Genomic DNA, 17966 nt, shown 5'->3' on the forward strand with positions numbered 1-17966 from the left:
GCCCGTTCGCCCGGCTGATCTCCAAGACCGGTGACTCCGTCACCACCTACGGCGAGCCCTGGAACATGAACTAGACGGATTCCGCTTCCCCGGCCGGGCGGCGGCGGGTTCAGCCCGCCAGTCGCTCGGCCGCGGCCGCCACCCGTTCGTCGGTGGCGGTCAACGCCACCCGGACGTAGTCGGTACCCCGAGGGCCGTAGAAGTCGCCCGGCGCCACCAGGATTCCCCGCCGGGCCAGCCAGTCGACGGTGTCGCGGCCCGGTTCCGCTCGGGTGGCCCAGAGGTAGAGCCCGGCTTCGGAGTGCTCGACGGTGAATCCCGCGGCGCCGAACGCCGACATCAGCGTCGCGCGCCGCCGCGCATACCGGTCCCGCTGGGCGAGCGCGTGGTCGTCGTCATCGAGTGCGGCCACCATCGCCGCCTGCACCGGTCCGGGCACCATCATCCCGGCATGCTTGCGCACCGCCAGCAGTTCGGCCACGACCTCGGGGTCCCCGGCGACGAACCCGGCCCGGTAGCCGGCCAGCGACGAACTCTTGGACAGCGAGTGCACGGCCAGCAGCCCGGTGTGGTCGGCGCCGCAGACGTCCGGGTGCAGTACCGAGAAGGGCTGCTGTTCCCAGCCCAGGCCCAGATAGCACTCGTCGGAGACCACCAGGGCGCCGCGCTCGCGGGCCCACCGGACCACCTTGCGCAAATGGTCGACGCCCAGCACCCGCCCGGTCGGGTTGCTCGGCGAGTTCAGATAGACCACGGCGGGGTTCCGCGGGCCCAGCTGGGTCAGCGAGTCGGCGAAGATCACGTCCGCCCCCGCCAACCGGGCGCCGACCTCGTAGGTCGGGTAGGCCAGTTCCGGGACCACCACGGCGTCCTCGGACCGCAGGCCGAGCAACGTCGGCAGCCAGGCGATGAGTTCCTTGGTGCCGATCACCGGCAGGACGGCGCCGGCGTCCAGTCCGGTGATCCCGTGGCGGCGGTGCAGTGCGGCCACCACCGAGGCGCGCAACTCGGGCGTTCCGGCCGTCGTCGGGTAGCCGGGCACCCCCGAGGCGTCGGCCAGAGCGGCCCGGATCAGCGGTGCCACCGGGTCGACCGGGGTGCCGACCGAGAGGTCGACGATCCCGCCCGGGTGCGCACCGGCCGCCGCGGCGGCGTCGGCCAGGGTGTCCCACGGGAACACCGGCAGCGACGCCGACACCGGCGCCGAACGACGCGACCGGGCGGTCAGTCCTCGCCCTTGGGTGGAAGGTCCTTGACCACCTGCGGATCGTTCTCGCTCAGGCCCACCTTCGCGGCGCCGCCGGGCGAACCGAGATCGGCGAAGAAGTCGGCGTTGATCTGGGTGTACCCGGACCACTGGTCGGGAACGTCGTCCTCGTAGTAGATCGCCTCCACCGGGCAGACCGGTTCGCAGGCCCCGCAGTCCACGCACTCATCGGGATGGATGTAGAGCATGCGGGCGCCCTCGTAGATGCAATCGACCGGGCATTCCTCGATACAGGCCTTGTCCTTGATGTCGACGCAGGCTTCGGTGATCACGTAGGTCACGAAGGTTCTCCTCGATGGGCGCTTGGTTGAGTCGGCAGAGGCACATTATCCGATGCACCGGAAATCGTAGACCGGGCGGGCTGGCGATCGGCCGGCTGTGCGGCGCCGACGCCCAGGGCGAACAGGAAAACCAGGAACAGGCTGCCGCCCAGGTAGACCGTCATCGGGCCACCGGGGGCGATGAAGCTGCCCGGCGGCCCGATGACGGTCAACAGCTGCACCAGTTGCTCGACGGCGAACGCGGCCGCGATCAGCGCGAGCCAATACGGGAACCTCCCGTTGCGCGCCGCCCAGATGACCGGACCGGCCAGCATCAGCGCCGGGACGCTCAGCAGCGGTGAGAACATCGCCGCGATGTCGCTCAGCACCCGGGCGGTCGCCGGATCGAGGCTGGACGCGTGCAGTGCCATCCCCGACGTCAGCCAGAGCTGGATGCCGACATGGGCCACCAGGACCGCGGCCCCGATGGTGAAGATACGTCCGGCCGGCCCGTCGATACGTTCCCGCGCGTAACCGACCACCACGGCCAGGGCCAGCAATGCCGCGGCCGCCAGCAGTGCGCGCAACCGGATCATGCCGGCATGGGCGCTGATGTGCTCGACCACCTCTGCGCCGGAGCGTTCGATACCGGGCCCCAGCGGCACGACCACCACCGCAAGGACCGAAAGCACCGCGAACGCGATCGCCGCGGCCAGCGGCGCCCTCCTGAGCATAGGTGGCAGTATGCCGCCTCCGCCGCCGGCGAGACGTGAGGCTCAGGCTGCCCGCGTCGAATAGGTGGTTGTGCGCTGGCGGGCCGGACGGCCGATGCCCGCGGCGATGGCCACCAGTTCGGCGACGGTCTTCGACGACCCGTACTGGGAGCCCGCCATCCGGGAGATGGTCTCCTCCATCAGGGTTCCGCCGAGGTCGTTGGCGCCACCGTTGAGCATCACCTGGCTGCGCTCCGCGCCGAGCTTGACCCAGCTGGTCTGAATCTGGGAGATCCGGCCGTGCAGCATGATCCGGGCGAGGGCGTGCACCGCGCGGTTGTCCCGGTGGGTCGGACCCGGACGGGCGGCCCCCGCCAGATACAGCGGCGACGACTGATGAACGAACGGCAGCGGGACGAACTCGGTGAAACCGCCTGTGTCGTCCTGGATTCCGCGCAGCACGTTGAGGTGGGCCACCCAGTGCGCCGGGGTGTCAACGTGGCCGTACATCATCGTCGAACTCGACCGCAGGCCGACCTGGTGCGCGGTGGTGACGATCTCCACCCACAGCGCGGTGGGCAACTTGCCCTTGGTCAGCACCCAGCGGACTTCGTCGTCGAGGATTTCCGCCGCGGTGCCGGGGATGGTGTCCAGACCGGCCTCCCGCAGGCCGGTCAGCCAGTCCCGAATACTGTTGCCGCTCTTGGTGACTCCGTTGGCGATCTCCATCGGGGAGAACGCGTGCACGTGCATCGACGGCACCGCCTCCTTGACCGCCCGCACCAGGTCGGAGTAGGCGGTCACCGGGAGGTCGGGGTCGATCCCGCCCTGCATGCACACCTCGGTGGCGCCGGCGACGTGCGCCTCCCAAGCACGTTCAGCCACGTCCCGGGTGGACAGCGAGAAGGCGTCCGCATCCCCCTTGCGTTGGGCGAAGGCACAGAACCGGCAACCGGTGTAACAGATGTTGGTGAAGTTGATGTTCCGGTTCACCACGAACGTCACATCGTCGCCGACCACATCGCGGCGAAGCGAATCCGCCAGCGCCGCAACGGCATCCAGCGCCGGTCCATCGGCAGTGGCCAGGGCCAGGTACTCGGCGTCGCTGCATCCACCCGGTTCGCGTTCGGCCGAGCGCAACGCGGCGAAGACGTCGGTGTCGATGCGCTCGGGTGCGCGCGCGGACAACTCGCCGACGCGGTCGCGGATGGAGTCCCAGTCCCCGAAAGCGCTGCCGAGGTCGCTGCGGGTGTCGGCGCGGCGGCCTTCGGCGTCGATCGCGGTGGCCAGATCCGTCCGGCCGAGTGACTCGGCGGCTTCGTCGGGCTCCTGCCAGGGTCGGCCGACGGGCGTGACATCGCGCGCCAACCCGGAGGCGGGGTCGGCCAGGGCGGCGACGTGACCGGCCACCCGGGGATCGATCCAGCCGGCCGGGGCCTGCACGTACCCGGGCTGCGCGGTGAGCCGTTGCACCAGGTCGAACCCGCCCTCTTCGGTGACGGCCGCCAGATCCTCCAGCGCAGGCCAGGGACGTTCGGGGTTGACGTGATCGGGAGTCAGCGGCGAGACGCCACCCCAGTCGTCGACGCCGGCGCCGAGCAGCGCCAGGCACTCCCCCGGCGACACCAGGTTGGGAGGCGCCTGGATTCGCATCTGCGGCCCCAGCACCAGCCGGGCGACGGCGACGGTGGCCAGGAACTCATCGAATCCCGCGTCCGGGACCGTCGCCATCGCGGTGCGTTCCTTGGCCCGGAAATTCTGCACGATGACTTCCTGGACGTGGCCGAACTCCTTGTGCACCTTGCGGATCGCGTGCAGGGTGTCGGCGCGCTCGGCCGGCGTTTCCCCGATGCCGACCAGCAGGCCGGTGGTGAACGGGATGGACAGCCGTCCCGCGTCGGTCAGGGTGCGCAACCGCACGGCCGGGTCTTTGTCGGGGCTGCCGTAGTGCGCCAGTCCGCGCGTCTCGAAGAGACGGCGCGACGTGGTCTCCAGCATCATCCCCATCGAGGGCGCCACCGGCCTGAGCCGGGACAGTTCGGCCCAACTCATCACCCCGGGATTGAGGTGCGGCAGCAGGCCGGTCTCCTCGAGCACCCGGATCGCGCACGCCCGCACATAGTCCAGGGTGGAGTCGTAGCCGCGCTCACCGAGCCACTCCCGCGCTTCGGGCCAGCGGGCCTCGGGTCGGTCGCCCAGGGTGAACAGCGCCTCTTTGCAGCCATGGCGAGCACCCCGCCGGGCGATGTCGACGACCTCGTCGGGCTCCAGATACATCCCGCGGCCCTCGGCGCGAAGCCTGCCGGGCACCGTGACGAAGGTGCAGTAGTGGCAGGTGTCCCGGCACAGCCGGGTTACCGGGATGAACACCTTGCGGGAATAGGACACCGGTAGCCGCCCGCGCGCGCCACGCCGCCCCGCCGAGATCAGGCCGGCGTCGCGGACCCGCGCCGCACTGGCGCACAGATCGGCGAGTTCCGGGCCCCGGGCCGTCATGGCCAGGGCCGCCTCGTCGACATTGAGTGCCACACCATCGCGAGCCCGGCGCAGCACCCGGCGCAGCGCCGTCGAGGTCATGGTCACCACAGTAGTATCAAGGCCCCGAGTATCAACGCCCCGAGTCTCAGCGGCCCGCCAGTACCAGCGGCCCGCCGGACGCCGGTCGCCCGGCCGAGGACGGTCAGCGCATCCTGCGCAGCAGCATCGCGGCCGGCAGGGCGCCGAGGACGATGAACAGCAGCACCGAGAGGGCCATGATCCCGGGGCCGCCGAAGACGACGTCGCCGCCGGGTCCGCCGAGCGACAACACCGCGACCGTGCCCAGCCAGGTCCACAGCGGCAGTGCGACGAACCTGCGTGACGTCGTCCAGTGACAGGCCGCCCACACCAACGCGGCATTGAGCAGTCCGCTGAGCGCGGCGCTGATCGGGAACGGCACCGGGCCCAGGTGCGACGGCAGCAGGAACGCTCCGCCCAGCGCCGAGAGCACCCCGTCGAGGGCCAGCACCGCCAACACGACGGGGGACATCGGGTGATCCATCAGATCAGGTTCAGGCCCGCGAGCAGATCGTGCTCCCGGCCGTCTTCGGCCGGCTCACCCGGCTGTCCCGACACCAGCACGTAGTGTTCCGCGGCCAGTACCGGGACGATGATCCTGTTGGACAGTGTGAAAACCCGGCCGGTGGGGCCCAACTCCATCTGGGTCGCGTGCGCGGCGATGGCGGCGACCTTGTCGGCCAGGTGCTCGGGCGCCTCGACGACGGTGGTGATCCGGTCCTCGTCGAAGCCGAACGACGGATCCTCGGCGGGCCAGATCCAGTCGGGCCGCACGTCCTCGGCTGTCAGCGACTGCAGCCCGTCCCGGAATGCGTTGAGCGACACAACGGTCCAGTAGAACTTCGGCACCTGCCAGCGTTCGGCCGCCGCGGACACCGCCGCGGTGGTCGCGCGGTGCGCCTGAATGTGATCCGGGTGGCCGTAGCCGCCGTCGGGGTCATAGGTCACCACGACGTGTGGTCGCAGTTCGGCGATCACGTCGGCGAGTTGAGCCACGACGCACTCGAAGTCCGCGTCGGCGAACCGGGTGCGCCGCCGCGCCGGCGCGCCCACCATGCCCGAGTCCCGCCAGCATCCGGCGCCGCCGAGGAAGCGGGGGCCCGCCACCCCCAGGTGCCGCAGGGCGGCGGTGAGCTCGCCGATGCGGTACCCGCCGAGCTGGTCGGCGCGATCGGCCGCGAGTTGCGCCCAGCGGTCACCGATGACCTCACCCTCCTCACCGAGGGTGCACGTCACCACGCAGACCTCGGCTCCGGCCGCGGCGTAGCGCGCCACCGTGACGCCGTTGTTGATGGTCTCGTCGTCGGGGTGAGCGTGGACGAACAACATTCGCGGGGTATCGGAAATGAGCACTCCTCAGGGCGTGGTCTTGAGCCAGCGGCCCGCGTCGCCGACGATACCCGTCGGTATCGCGCCGGTCAGACTGACATTCCGGACATTCGGCCCGGCGGCCACGATCGTGGTGTCCTGCATGATCGGCAGTACCGTGGCCATCGCCCACAGCCGTGGTTCCACCGCGGCGATCACGTCGCTGATCCCGAGGGTTCCCGTCAGCGCGCCGTCGATCATCGGCTGGATGGCCGGGTCGCAGATGCCGGTGAGATTCGACGGCGCGCGAACCAGCGGGCTGGGCTGTGGTGACCGTGTGGTGGTGGTCGGCGCCGGCGTATCCGGCGCCTCCGAAGCCGCCGCCGCGGTGGGGGTCTCACCGCCGGACAACGGCGCGGCTTCCAGTGCCGGACAGCCGAAGCGCGATGCCAGCAGCGTCGCCAGGTCACCCCCGGCGGAACGCCAGCCGACGATGGCGTCGACGCGGTTCTTCAGCAGCGCGGCGCCGTAGAGCACCGGAGGATCCAGCGCCAGCACGCTCGCGGCGATTCCGGCGCCGCGCAACTGGTCGGCCGCGGTATTGGCGACCGCCACCGCGGTGGGGTCGTTGGCCGCCGCGCCGATCACCAATGCCATCTGCTGGCCATCGCGGCTGATTCGCCCGCGGGCGGCTTCCAACTGCGCGGGCGCCGCTGAGTCGACGGCGCCCCGCTCGACCTGGTAGCCGGCCTCGGTGAACAGTTCCAGCGCCCGGTCGGGGCCCAGTGGCGCGGGCGCGGTGGCAACATAGCCGGGATCGCTCGGGGAGCGCACCAACGCCTGATCCAAGGTGACCGAGTTGTCACTGCCCGCCCCCACGGCGGCGAGCAGGTCGACGTCCAGCAGTCCCAGAACAGCTTGGCGCACACGGGGATCCGCCAGTCTGGGCTGCTGGGCCCGCAGCATGATCTGCATCACCCGTGGAGTCATCAGCCGGGCGGTGCGCACATCGGGGATCGCCGAGAGTTGGGCGAACGCCGCGGCTCCTCCGTGCACCTGCGCCACCTGGGTGTCGCCGTTGCGGATCGAATCGGCCAGCGCCGCCGGAACCCCGGCCCGGCGGAACAGGATCTGGTCGGGCGTGGCGGGCGGACCCCAGAACCGGTCGTTGCGGGCCAGCAGGATCTCGTCGCGCTGCGGGTCGATGGTGTCCACCCGGAACTGACCGCCGGTCACCGGCAACGCCTGGTTCATCCCGGCGGGGAAGCCGCCGGGGACGTCCTTGACGATGTGCGCCGGCAGCAGGTGGTTGAACAGTTCCCGCCAGGCCGGATACGGCCGGGAGAACGCGACGACGGCGGTCTTGCCGCCGTCCAGCGACTGCACCCCGGTGATCAGGTCGTAGCCGGCCGGATCGACGACGCCGGGATGGCTGACCATCTGGCGCCACTGGTACCAGAAGTCGTCGGCGGCGATCGGAGCGTTGTCGGTCCAGGCCGCCTCGGGCCGGATCTTGTAGGTGACGGTGAACGGGCTGTCGCCGGTGACCCGGGCCGAGACCAACAGGCTCGGGTCCATCTCCCAGCGGGAACCGGTCGGCGCGGCCGGGTCGGGGACCGGCCGGAACGAACTCGGCAGCACCAGCGCACTGATGGCGGCATTGACCGGCGACTGGTCGCTGAGCAGGTGCGGGTTGAACCCGGCGCCGATCGAGTCGATCGCCACGATGATCTGGGAGACCTCGGAGGCCGGCGCCGCGGACTGCGAGGTCTGCGTGCTCTGCGGCGCCGGCGGCGGGTCGGCGGCACAACCGCCGGCGAGGACCAGCGCCGTCACGCAAGCCGCGGCGAACGGCTTGGGTGATCGGGTCGGCACGCCTATCAGCGTATCGACCGGTTGGTCCCGCGCCGGTCAACCGCAGCCGGGTCAGGCCTTCTGCGCCTTGGCCCGGGAACGGCTGCGGGCCCGGCTGGTGGCGTCCAACTCGACCTTGCGCACCCGCACGATCTCCGGGGTCACCTCGACGCACTCGTCGACGGCGCAGAACTCCATGGCCTGCTCGAGGTCGAGTTCCAGCGGCCGGGCCAGGGTCTCCATCACGTCGGCGGTGGAGGAACGCATGTTGGTCAGCTTCTTCTCCCGGGTGACGTTGACGTCGAGGTCCTCGGCCCGCGGGTTGATGCCCACGACGTGGCCCTCGTAGGTGTCGTCGCCGGGTTCGACGAAGAAGGTGCCGCGGTCGGCGAGTTGGATCATCGCGAACGGCGTGACCGATCCGGCCCGGTCGCTGACCAGCGATCCGGTGTGCCGGGCGCGGATCTCCCCGGCCCAGGGCCGGTAGCCGTCGAACACCGCGTTGGCGATCCCGGTGCCGCGGGTCAGCGTCAGGAAGTCGGTCCGGAAGCCGATCAGCCCGCGGGACGGGACGACGAAGTCCATCCGCACCCACCCGGCGGCGTGGTTGGTCATCTGCTCCATCCGACCCTTGCGGTTGGCCATCAACTGGGTGATGGCCCCGACGAACTCCTCCGGGCAGTCGATGGTCATCGCCTCGAACGGCTCGTGCAGCTTGCCGTCGATGGTGCGGGTGACCACCTGCGGCTTGCCGACGGTGAGCTCGAAACCCTCCCGGCGCATCTGCTCGACGAGCACGGCGAGCGCCAATTCGCCGCGGCCCTGCACCTCCCAGGCGTCCGGGCGGCCGATGTCGACCACCCGGATCGAGACGTTGCCCACGAGCTCGGAGTCCAAGCGGGACTTGACCATTCGCGCGGTCAGCTTGTGCCCGGAGACCTTGCCGGCCAGCGGCGAGGTGTTGGTGCCGATGGTCACCGAGATGGCCGGCTCATCGACGGTGATGCGCGGCAGGGCGTGCGCGTGGTCGGGGTCGGCCAGGGTGTCGCCGATCATGATCTCCGGCATGCCGGCGACGGCGACGATGTCCCCGGCGACGGCCTCCTCGGTCGGGTTGCGCTCGACGCCGACGGTGCTGAGCAGTTCGGTGATCTTGCCGTTGGCGATCACCGGGACTCCGTCGACCTCGCGCATCCAGGCCACCTGCTGGCCCTTGCGCAGCTTTCCGTTGTAGATCCGGATCAGCGCAAGCCGGCCCAGGAACGCCGAGGCGTCGAGGTTGGTGACCAGCGCCTGCAGTGGCGCCTCCGGGTCGCCCTTCGGCGGCGGGATGTGTTCGAGCAGAACGTCGAACAGCGCGTCGAGGTTCTCCCCCTCCGGGTTCTCCCCGTTGGCTGGCTCGGTGGTGCTCGCGATGCCCGCGCGGCCCGAGGCGTACAGCGTGGGCAGTCCCAGTGCCTCCTCGGCGGCCTTCTGTGCCTCCTCGTCGAGGTCGGACGCGACGTCGAGCAGCAGGTCGTGGCTCTCGGAGACGACCTCGGCGATGCGGGCGTCGGGCCGGTCGGTCTTGTTGACCACCAGGATCACCGGCAGATGCGCCGACAGCGCCTTGCGCAGCACGAACCGGGTCTGCGGCAGCGGGCCTTCGGAGGCGTCGACCAGCAGCAGCACCCCGTCGACCATGGACAGGCCGCGTTCGACCTCGCCCCCGAAGTCGGCGTGGCCGGGGGTGTCGATGACGTTGATCACCGTCATCCCGCCGTCGGCGTGACGGCGGTGCACCGCGGTGTTCTTGGCCAGGATCGTGATGCCCTTTTCCTTCTCCAGGTCCCCGGAGTCCATCAGTCGTTCGACGGCGTCGTCGCCCCGGTGGCTCAGCGCTCCGGACTGCCGCAGCATGGCGTCGACCAGTGTGGTCTTGCCGTGGTCGACGTGGGCCACGATGGCGACGTTGCGGAAGTCGTGCTTGGTTGCGGGGCTAGTCACGCTGCAGATTGTCGCAGTGCGACACCCCGTCGGCGAAAACGCCCGGTCGGAGGCGATGCCGGTCCGGCGCTATCGGGAGCCGGCATCGGCGAGCCGGGCACGCAGTGCCGGCAGCCAGGCCCGGTCGGCGGGCACCCAGGGCAGGTCGTCGAGGTCGGCGCGGCCGACCCAGCGCAGCGCGGCGTGGTCGTGTGGGTGCAACTCTCCCCCGGTCACCCTGACCTCGTAGGCCCGCAGGAGCACCTCGCCCGAGGGGACATCGCCGCCGAGTCGTTCGCCGACTTCGACCTCCGCACCCAGTTCCTCGCGAAGTTCACGCGCCAGGGCCTGGCTCTCGGTCTCCCCCGGCGCCACCTTGCCGCCCGGCAACTCCCACAGGCCGGCCAGCCCCGGCGGCCGCTGCCGCTGCGCCACCAGCAGAGCGCCGTCGGCGATCAGCGCCCCGGCGACCACTATCTGCATGGCCTGTGACGGTATACCGCCGCTGTGAGTGCAGCACCACGCAGACGTTGTTCGAGTAAACGTCTGCGTGACGCTGCACTCAACGGGTAAGCAAGAGCAATGGTGCTCAGCGATGAAGAAGTGGACGCCGCGGCGGCGACGTTGAACGGATGGCAGCGGGCCGACGGGGCGCTGCGCCGGTCGGTGACGTTCCCGTCCTTCCCGGACGGCATCGAGGCGGTCCGCCGGGTGGCCGAGCACGCCGAGCGCGCCGATCATCATCCCGACATCGACATCCGCTGGCGCACCGTGACTTTCGCGCTGGTCACGCACTCCGAGGGCGGCATCACCGACAAGGATGTGCAGATGGCACGGGAACTCGATCGGGTTCTCGCAGTCCCGTGACCGCTATCCAGCCCAGCGTCACGCAGGTGGCGACGACGTAGACCAGGCCCGCCCAGGCCAGGTACCAGGGCCGGCTGATCTCCCAGATGGTGGGCTGGGCGAAGCTCAGCAGCCAGGGCACGCCGACCATCGTCAGCGCCAGCCACCCCCAGCCCAGCGGCCGCGCGCCGGGACGGCCGCGCCACGGCCCGTCGAACAGCCAGATCATCAGCGGCACCAGCCAGACCCAGTGGTGGGTCCAGGAGATCGGCGAGATCAGCAGCCCGAAGAGTTCGACGACCAGCAGAGATCCCAGCCGATCGCGCGGGCCCGGCTGCCGCCCCAGGGCGCGCCAGGCCGACACCGCCAGCAGGGCGGTCAGCGCGAACGCGGCCAGCAGGAGCGGCCCGTAGCCGGGGTCGTGGCCGAGGATCCGGGCGATCGCGCCGCGCCAGGACTGGTTGAAGGAGGTGCCGATCGGGCCCACCCGGCCGGCGTCGCCCAGCAGGTCGGTGAAGTAGTAGCGGGCCTGACTGCCGATCAGCGCAAAGGACAGGCCGACCGTGGCGGCGAACACGATCGCGGAGAAGGCCGCCGCGGCCCAGCGGCGCATTCCGGCCAGGTACACCCCGGCGATGGCGGGGGTCAGTTTGATTCCGGCGGCCAGCCCGACGAGCAGCCCGGAGAGCCACCAGCGGGTGCTGTAGGCCGCCGCGAGCACCGCCAGAACCAGGACCACGTTGATCTGGCCGTAGTCGAAGGTGCTGCGCATCGGCTCCGTCCAGATGGCGACGGCCGTCCACACCATCGCGGTGCGGTGTCCCCCCGCGGCCTGCCCGAGCCCGATCAGCCGCTGGCTGACCCGCACCACGCCGTAGAGAGCCGCGACGGCGCCGAGTTGCCAGCACAGCGCCACCAGGCCGAACGGCAGCCTGGACAGCGGATAGAGGACCAGCGCGGCGAACGGCGGGTAGGTGAACGGCAACGGGAAGTCCGGCGTCTGGTCGGCGTAGACGTAGGAGTACAGCGTCCCGGGCTGGTCCAGGGCGGCCGCGCCACCGAGATAGACGTGCAGATCGACGAAGTTCGCCCCGTTGGGCGCCAGGTACGTCCAGGCCAGCCGGGCAACGATGCTGGCGGTCAGCAGCACGGGTGCGAACTGGGCGACCCGCGCCAGCCGGCCGGTTGCGGCCAACTCTGCCGGCGCGACGGTCATCCCGCGACTCTAACGGCGGTCACCGGTGGCCATCGCTCCCGTAACAGTTGAATAACCGGCACACGTGTCACTTGAGTAACTTCAGCAACGGGATACCTTCGGTTCCAGGACCTGCAACCGAGGGAGTGGATTCACATGTCACGTTTCGCAAAGCTGTTGGCTGCCAACGCAATTGCCGTCGGCGGGCTGTGCTCGGCCGCGATCGCGCTGAGCGCCTCCGCGGCCGCCGACCCGGTTGCGCCGCCGGCCGTCCCCGGGGTTCCGGCGCTGAACATGATCCAGCAGTTCGCCACCAACCCGGCCAGCGTCGGCGCGGTGCTGCAGACCGCGGCCACCGCCCTCAACGGCGCGTCGACCCTGGTGGGCGCGCCCGCTCCCAACACCCTGCCGGTCTCACCGATCGAGGGCGTTCCGGGCTACCCGGCCCCGGCCGCGCCGTACATCCCGGCGCCCGCGCCGATCCCGGCCGCACCGGCCCCCGGCCCCGCCCAGTTGGTCGGTCCGCTGCTCAACCAGCTCGGGGTTCCGGCCAACCTGGTCGGACTGGCGCCCGCCGGCCTGCCGCTGGTCAGCCCTCCCCAGCAGATCGCCCCGGTGGCCGCGCCGCTGCCGGTCGCGCCGGTCGCGCCGGTCGCCCCGGTGGTCCCGGTGGCCCCGGTGGCGCCGGCCATCCCGGTCGGCCCGAACCCGCTGCTCAACGCCCTTCCCTGACGCCCCGCCCGACTGACTGCGCGAACGACCCAAAGGGAGCATGCCGTGCCGAACATCGCCAAACTGGCCACCGGTCTGACGGCCATCGCCCTGGCAGTGGCCACCAGCCCGATCGCGGCGGCGGACCCAACCATCCCTCTGGACCCGGGCCAGCTGCCCGGACTGCAGGCCGTCCAGAGCCTCAGTCCGGTGGTTCAGCAGGCGGCGGCCGATCCGGGTTCGGCCCAGCAACTGCTGCTCGCGGCGGCCTCCCAGCTGGCCGGCAACGCCGCCACGCCGGAGGGTTCGCTGTCGCTGGCGCAGGCGGTCAGCAGGTTCGTCCAGGAAGGCGGTGCCGCCGGGCCGCTCGGCCCTCCCGCGGCGGCGGTGACCCAGCAGGCCGGACCCGCCCACGGCGCCGCCCCGCTGCTCACCCCCGGCCCGGGCAACGGCCCGATCCCGCTGGTGCAGCACGTTCCGGCGCCCGGAGCGGTGCCCGGGACCGAGGCGCACCTGCCGACCGGGGTGAACCCGGAGCGTGCCGCCGGGCCCGCGCCGGAGGTTCCGGTGCTGGTTCCCCCGCCCGCGGCGGCCGCGGCGGCGCCGGCCCAGGCCGGGTCAGCCCCGGCGCCCGCCCCCGCGGCGCAGACGCCCTACGACCCGGCCGTCCCGCCGACGCAGGACTTCATGTATCCCTCGCTGAGCAACGGATGCCTGAAGGACGGCGGCAATGTGATCGCGACCGCGATCGCGGTGGCCGGTCCGGCCAAGATTCCCGCCCCGGGCCCCGCCGCCGGCCAGATGGCCTACGTGTTCACCGCGGTGGGCACTCCGGCGCCGGCCGCCGAGCAGAAGCTGCCGCTCAACGTCACCTGGGTCAACCTGACCACCGGACGGTCCGGGAGCGCCACGCTGAAGCCCAACCCGGCGATCAACCCGCAGGGGCCCACGACGCTGACCGCCATCGTCGACACCGGACCGGGCAGCATCATGTCGACGATCTTCGGACAGGTGACCACGCTGGACAAGCAGTGCACCTTCATGCCGACCATCGGCTCATCCGTCGTGCCGTGAACCGGCCACCGGGTGATCACCCACACCCGGGAGCCTCTCAAGCCTGGCGAGTCGCGAGCGCGCAGGCCATCTGGGCGTCGTTGGCCTCGCTGTTCAATCCGGCCACATTCGAATTCAGCGAGTCGCCCCCGCCGTGCAATCCCATGACGACGAGGAGTTTGGTGGCGCGCAGGGACCAGGCCCGCATCGGGTTGGACACCTCGACGGGCAGACCCGGCGTGCCCGCGGCACTCATCGCCGCGGCGGCGGCCTGCCGCAGCGCGGTGCGACCCGCGACGTTGGACCGCCCCACCTGCGGGTCCCGATAGTCGACCAGGTTGCCGTTGCCGGCGGTGGCGTAGGCGAAGTCCTCGTAGTTGACGGCGGCCACGTCGAGCGCGACGTTGAACAGCTTGCAGGCGTCGGCCACCGAACCGCCGGAGGGGGCAGCCTGCTGCTGCGGCGCGGGGGCGGTGGCCGCCTGCGCGGGAACGGCCGGAACAGGTTGCGGGTCAGCGGGATTCACCGGTTCGGCCGCGCAGTGCGGGGCGCACAACGCGGCACAGGCCCACATCGACACGCCGACCGTCATCAGGGCGCGGTTCATCGTCGTCCTCTCGCCGAGCGCTTTGATCCGGGCCGAGACTACCGCGACGTCGCCGCGGAGCAAACCCGGCCGACGGCCGGTGAACCGCTCGTCCGAGAGACGGCATCCGCCGTTCACGGTAGGTTCTCCGGCCGTACACCTTCGCCGTCGACAGTGCGCGGGGCCGGTCCCGCTGACCGGTCCGAACCTCGTCCACGCCACCCCGATCGGAAACCATTAGGCTGGATTTCGGCGGAACACCAGCGGCAATGGAGTCAACCAGGAGCAGGGTGGAATCACTGGAGACGTTGGACTCGTTGATGCTGGCCGGCGAAACGCTCGGCAGCGCAATGCATGTCGGTGTCGTGCTGGTCCTCTCGCCCCCGGCCGAGGCGGCCGGCGCCGGCTCGCGTGCCTACGTCGACAAGCTGTACGAAGAGGGCCTGATCACCGATCGGAAGGTCGACGCCCGGCTGCGTCGGCATCCGCACCGCGGCGCCGACACCGGCGGGGTGTGGAAGTGGCGCGAAGTCCCCGAGATCGACCTGCGCGCCCACGTGCACCGGGTGACGCTGACGCCCGGGTCAGGACCCGCCGACCTCTGGGAGATGGTGTCTGAACTGCACGGCGGACGTCTGGACATGTCGGTGCCGATGTGGACCAGCTACCTCATCGACGGCCTGCCCGACGGCCGCTTCGCCCTCTACATCAAAATCCACCACACGATCATCGACGGCGTCGCCGGCCTCCGCATGATCAGCGACTCGCTGAGCCCGGACCCCGACCGGCGCTCGATGCCGCCCTTCTACGCCGAGAAGAAGCCGGCGGAAGCCGCCGAGGGGCGGTCGCGGTCGGCCGGCCGTCCGGCGCTGCCCGGACCGTTCCGGGCGTTGCGCGCCGTCGCCGACGCCGCCGCGGCCGGTCTGGACCTCACCCGCCGGGTGGCGGCCGCCGAATTGGCCAACATCATCGGCAGTCTGGTCACCGATGCGGTCGTCCCACCCTTCGACGCGCCCCAGACCCGCTTCAACGCCAGACTGGGGCCGCGTCGCGCGGCGGCCGGGACCAGCCTGGACCGCGCGCGCATCCGGGCCGTCCAGGATGCCGCCGGAGCGACCGCGAACGACGTGGTCACCACGCTGATCGCCGGCGCCCTGCGGGCCTGGCTGCTGGAGCGTCACCAGTTGCCCGACCGCACCCTGGTCGCGATGTGCCCGGTCTCGGTGCGCGACCGCGACGGCGGGGTGCGGGATTCCGGCGGCGGCAACAAGTTCGGCCTGGGTCTGTGCCCGCTGGGCACAGATATCGACGACGCCGGCGAACGACTGGCGTTCGTTCATCTGGCGATGACCAACATCAAGAAACAGGTGGGCACCCACGGGTCCGACGCGATGCTGGCCGTGATGGGCCCGGCGATCGGATCGACTGTGGTCATACCGCTGCTGCCGTTCGGCACGCTGCTGCCGCCGAGTTGCAACCTGGCGATCTCCAGCGTGCCCGGACCCCGCGAGGAGATGTACTACAACGGGGCCCACCTCGACGAGATCTACCCGGTCTCATCGGTTTTCGACGGGATGGGCCTCAACGTCACGGTGTGCGGCTATGCCGGCCGCATCGCGGTCGGCTACGTCACCGACGCCGACGTGATGCCCCGCGTCGCCGAACTGATCCCGCTCACCGAACGGGCTCTGACCGAACTCGAGGCGGCGGTGGGCATCACCCCCGACTCGTCCTCGGCCTAGTACGCCATGAACAAGATGTGCTCGCGCTCGTAGTGCATGCCGGGGTGCGCCTCGGCGAGGTGGGCCTGCGCGAGTTCGACCAGTTCGTCTTCGTCCTTGCCCTGGATCGCCTCGCCACACGGGCAGTTCAGATGGGTCTTCATGGTTGTCTCCTAGGCCTTGGCCGCTGCGGTGCCCGACTGCCCCGGTTCGGCCTTCGCTGCCGCTTTCATCTTCTTCTTGTACGCCCGAACCTGCTCCAGCGAGCCCCTGTCCACCACATCGGCGATCGACATGTGGGTCCCGGCCTTGCCGTAGTCGCCGGCCGCGGCCCGCCAGTTCCGTGGTGTCACCCCGTACTGCTTGCCCAGCAGTGCCAGGAAGATCTTCGCTTTCTGCTCACCGAACCCGGGCAGTGCCTTCAGCCGACGCAACACCTCGGGCCCGTCCGGGTCGCCGTCGGTCCACAGCGCGGCGGCGTTCCCGCCGTAGTTGTCGACGACGTCGCGGGCGAGGTCCTGGACCCGCTTGGCCATCGAACCCGGAAACCGATGCACCGCAGGCTTTTCGGAGAACGCCGCGGCAAACTTCCCCGGGTCGCAGTCGGCGATCAGCCGGGCGTCGATCCCGCCGAGACGGTCGGCGATCTTGCGCGGCCCGGCGAAGGCGAGCTCCATCGGAATCTGCTGGTCCAGCAGCATCCCGACCAAAAGGGCGAACGGATCCTCCGACAGCAGGGTGTCCGCCGCCGGATCCTGGGTCAGCTGCAGTGGGGCCATGACCACGAGTTTAAGCCAGTCCCGCCCCCCGGCCGAAGCACTGGGCCGGGTGCTATCCGCCGCTCTTTCGGCGGAAGCTGCGGCGCTGCTCGGCCGGGCCGTGGGCATGGGACTGTCTGTTGCCCGCGTCCGTGTGGGCGGCGCCGCCGGCGGCGTTCGCCTTCTTGCGCTCGAGCGCCTCGCGGAACTTGCGCTTGGTCTCGTCCGCGGGATCGGCGGGATCGGATCGGGCCTCGGCCATCATGGCAGATTAGCCCAACCCCCGGAGCGGTCAGCGCATGCCGGGCGGCATCCCGTAAAGGTGGCTGATCGGGAGCCGCATCAGCACCCTCCGGTCCACGACCATCGCCTGGCGGTAGTCGTCCCAGTCCGGGTGCTCCCCGGCGATCCTGCGGTAGAGGTTCACCAGCGACTCGACGGTGTCGTCGTCCGGCGCGGCGGCCGGCGGGCTGAGCACGGCGGTGCCCTCGGCGACGGCGTAGGACCAGCCGTCGTCGGAACTGACCAGCAGCGACGCTCTCGGATCGCGGCGCAGGTTGCGGGTCTTGGCCCTGGGCTCGGTCACCGAGATCTCGATGGCCGGCACACGCGGGTCGAAGTGGTAGGTGACGTTGGACAACTGTGGGCGCCCGTCGCGTTTGATGGTCGCCAGCACACCGAGGGCATTGTCGGCGATCAGTGCCAGCAGTTTGTCGTCGAACACCTCACGGGCCATGTTCCCGAGCCTACGACCCGGGTAGGTTGGGCGCGATGAACCGCCCCCAAGGCTCCGCCGCGCTGACCGGCGTCTCCGAGACCGCGCTGATGACACTCAACGGCCGCGCTCATCAGGCCGGTCTTCCCGACGCGATCATCGACGACCCGATGGCCATCGAACTTCGCGATGCGTTCGCCCGGACCTACGGCGTCGACTACGACAAGTTCGGCCGGCGCGGCCAGGAGATGGCGCTGCGCTCACTGGCTGCCGACAAATGCACGATCGACTACCTGCTCACCCACCCGAAAGCCACCATCGTCGCGCTCGCCGAGGGATTCCAGACCAGCTTCTGGCGGCTGGACAAGGCCGTTCCGGACGCCCGGTTCCGCTGGGTGTCGGTTGACCTGCCGCCGGTGATCGGACTGCGCGAGAAACTGCTGCCCGCCAACCCGCGG

General features: G+C 70.7%; 19 protein-coding genes and 2 pseudogenes. 6 read left to right on the forward strand and 15 right to left on the reverse strand.

The genetic code is table 11. The features are described 5' to 3' along the window. A pseudogene (locus ADBZ5U_RS06995) lies at positions 1 to 74 on the forward strand (MspA family porin); the annotation flags it as partial. A 35-nt stretch (positions 75 to 109) separates the two neighbouring features. Here the strand turns inward: ADBZ5U_RS06995 and dapC are convergent. The 9 genes from dapC to ADBZ5U_RS07040 form a co-directional block, all read right to left on the reverse strand. Then, on the reverse strand, positions 110 to 1198 hold the full coding sequence (gene dapC / locus ADBZ5U_RS07000) for a succinyldiaminopimelate transaminase (RefSeq protein ID WP_526263789.1): 1089 nt from the start codon (positions 1196 to 1198) through the stop codon (positions 110 to 112). 26 nt (positions 1199 to 1224) lie between these two features. Next, positions 1225 to 1548 carry a ferredoxin gene (gene fdxA, locus ADBZ5U_RS07005; RefSeq protein WP_526263791.1) on the reverse strand — a complete coding sequence of 108 codons (324 nt, stop codon included), beginning with the start codon at positions 1546 to 1548 and terminating at the stop codon, positions 1225 to 1227. After that, positions 1545 to 2261 (reverse strand): hypothetical protein, encoded by a 717-nt coding sequence (locus ADBZ5U_RS07010; protein ID WP_526263793.1) that lies wholly within the window; start codon positions 2259 to 2261, stop codon positions 1545 to 1547. The genes fdxA and ADBZ5U_RS07010 overlap by 4 nt, the downstream gene beginning before the upstream one ends. Positions 2262 to 2303: 42 nt before the next feature. After that, positions 2304 to 4817, reverse strand: coding sequence for a bifunctional FO biosynthesis protein CofGH (locus tag ADBZ5U_RS07015; protein ID WP_526263795.1), 2514 nt, complete (start codon positions 4815 to 4817; stop codon positions 2304 to 2306). 103 nt (positions 4818 to 4920) lie between these two features. Next, entirely contained in the window at positions 4921 to 5280 is a 360-nt protein-coding gene (locus ADBZ5U_RS07020) for a hypothetical protein (RefSeq protein ID WP_526263797.1), read from the reverse strand. Beyond that, complete coding sequence (gene mshB / locus ADBZ5U_RS07025) at positions 5280 to 6143, reverse strand: N-acetyl-1-D-myo-inositol-2-amino-2-deoxy-alpha-D-glucopyranoside deacetylase (protein WP_526263818.1); 864 nt, start codon at positions 6141 to 6143, stop codon at positions 5280 to 5282. Before mshB ends, ADBZ5U_RS07020 begins: the two co-directional genes overlap by 1 nt. 9 nt (positions 6144 to 6152) lie before the next feature. Beyond that, on the reverse strand, positions 6153 to 7985 hold the full coding sequence (locus ADBZ5U_RS07030; RefSeq protein WP_526263820.1) for an ABC transporter family substrate-binding protein: 1833 nt from the start codon (positions 7983 to 7985) through the stop codon (positions 6153 to 6155). Between the two features lie 45 nt (positions 7986 to 8030). After that, positions 8031 to 9944 carry a translational GTPase TypA gene (gene typA / locus ADBZ5U_RS07035; RefSeq protein ID WP_526263799.1) on the reverse strand — a complete coding sequence of 638 codons (1914 nt, stop codon included), beginning with the start codon at positions 9942 to 9944 and terminating at the stop codon, positions 8031 to 8033. A 69-nt stretch (positions 9945 to 10013) separates the two neighbouring features. Next, positions 10014 to 10406 carry a (deoxy)nucleoside triphosphate pyrophosphohydrolase gene (locus tag ADBZ5U_RS07040; protein ID WP_526263801.1) on the reverse strand — a complete coding sequence of 131 codons (393 nt, stop codon included), beginning with the start codon at positions 10404 to 10406 and terminating at the stop codon, positions 10014 to 10016. A gap of 99 nt (positions 10407 to 10505) precedes the next feature. On the opposite strand from ADBZ5U_RS07040, the gene ADBZ5U_RS07045 reads away from it, so the two are divergent. Further along, positions 10506 to 10790, forward strand: coding sequence for a 4a-hydroxytetrahydrobiopterin dehydratase (locus ADBZ5U_RS07045; RefSeq protein WP_526263803.1), 285 nt, complete (start codon positions 10506 to 10508; stop codon positions 10788 to 10790). Here the strand turns inward: ADBZ5U_RS07045 and ADBZ5U_RS07050 are convergent. After that, positions 10732 to 11985, reverse strand: a complete 1254-nt coding sequence (locus ADBZ5U_RS07050) for a mannosyltransferase (RefSeq protein WP_526263805.1) — start codon at positions 11983 to 11985, stop codon at positions 10732 to 10734. The genes ADBZ5U_RS07045 and ADBZ5U_RS07050 overlap by 59 nt on opposite strands. A gap of 135 nt (positions 11986 to 12120) precedes the next feature. On the opposite strand from ADBZ5U_RS07050, the gene ADBZ5U_RS07055 reads away from it, so the two are divergent. Beyond that, on the forward strand, positions 12121 to 12696 hold the full coding sequence (locus ADBZ5U_RS07055; RefSeq protein ID WP_526263807.1) for a hypothetical protein: 576 nt from the start codon (positions 12121 to 12123) through the stop codon (positions 12694 to 12696). A 45-nt stretch (positions 12697 to 12741) separates the two neighbouring features. Beyond that, positions 12742 to 13749 carry an Rv1157c family protein gene (locus ADBZ5U_RS07060; RefSeq protein ID WP_526263809.1) on the forward strand — a complete coding sequence of 336 codons (1008 nt, stop codon included), beginning with the start codon at positions 12742 to 12744 and terminating at the stop codon, positions 13747 to 13749. 37 nt (positions 13750 to 13786) lie between these two features. Here the strand turns inward: ADBZ5U_RS07060 and ADBZ5U_RS07065 are convergent, their stop codons facing one another. Continuing rightward, the gene (locus tag ADBZ5U_RS07065; RefSeq protein WP_526263811.1) at positions 13787 to 14335 is read right to left on the reverse strand and encodes an Rv2240c family protein; all 549 of its coding nucleotides are present in this window, start codon (positions 14333 to 14335) and stop codon (positions 13787 to 13789) included. A 269-nt stretch (positions 14336 to 14604) separates the two neighbouring features. Between ADBZ5U_RS07065 and ADBZ5U_RS07070 the strand changes: the two genes are divergently transcribed. Further along, a complete protein-coding gene (locus ADBZ5U_RS07070) occupies positions 14605 to 16056 on the forward strand; it encodes a wax ester/triacylglycerol synthase family O-acyltransferase (protein ID WP_526263822.1) in 1452 nt (483 codons plus the stop codon). Here ADBZ5U_RS07070 and ADBZ5U_RS07075 read toward each other — a convergent pair. From ADBZ5U_RS07075 to ADBZ5U_RS07090, 4 genes are read right to left on the reverse strand one after another with little or no spacing between them, the layout of a single operon-like run. Continuing rightward, positions 16053 to 16199 carry a DUF1059 domain-containing protein gene (locus ADBZ5U_RS07075; RefSeq protein ID WP_526263813.1) on the reverse strand — a complete coding sequence of 49 codons (147 nt, stop codon included), beginning with the start codon at positions 16197 to 16199 and terminating at the stop codon, positions 16053 to 16055. The genes ADBZ5U_RS07070 and ADBZ5U_RS07075 overlap by 4 nt on opposite strands. A gap of 9 nt (positions 16200 to 16208) precedes the next feature. Next, on the reverse strand, positions 16209 to 16814 hold the full coding sequence (locus tag ADBZ5U_RS07080; RefSeq protein WP_526263815.1) for an HhH-GPD-type base excision DNA repair protein: 606 nt from the start codon (positions 16812 to 16814) through the stop codon (positions 16209 to 16211). A gap of 52 nt (positions 16815 to 16866) precedes the next feature. Then, the gene (locus ADBZ5U_RS07085) at positions 16867 to 17055 is read right to left on the reverse strand and encodes a DUF5302 family protein (protein WP_526263824.1); all 189 of its coding nucleotides are present in this window, start codon (positions 17053 to 17055) and stop codon (positions 16867 to 16869) included. Between the two features lie 30 nt (positions 17056 to 17085). After that, positions 17086 to 17529, reverse strand: coding sequence for a PPOX class F420-dependent oxidoreductase (locus tag ADBZ5U_RS07090; RefSeq protein ID WP_526263817.1), 444 nt, complete (start codon positions 17527 to 17529; stop codon positions 17086 to 17088). Positions 17530 to 17564: 35 nt separating this feature from the next. On the opposite strand from ADBZ5U_RS07090, the pseudogene ADBZ5U_RS07095 reads away from it, so the two are divergent. Beyond that, a pseudogene (locus ADBZ5U_RS07095) lies at positions 17565 to 17966 on the forward strand (class I SAM-dependent methyltransferase); the annotation flags it as partial.

Source organism: Mycobacterium sp., from assembly GCF_040398885.1.
Taxonomy (GTDB): Bacteria; Actinomycetota; Actinomycetes; order Mycobacteriales; family Mycobacteriaceae; genus Mycobacterium.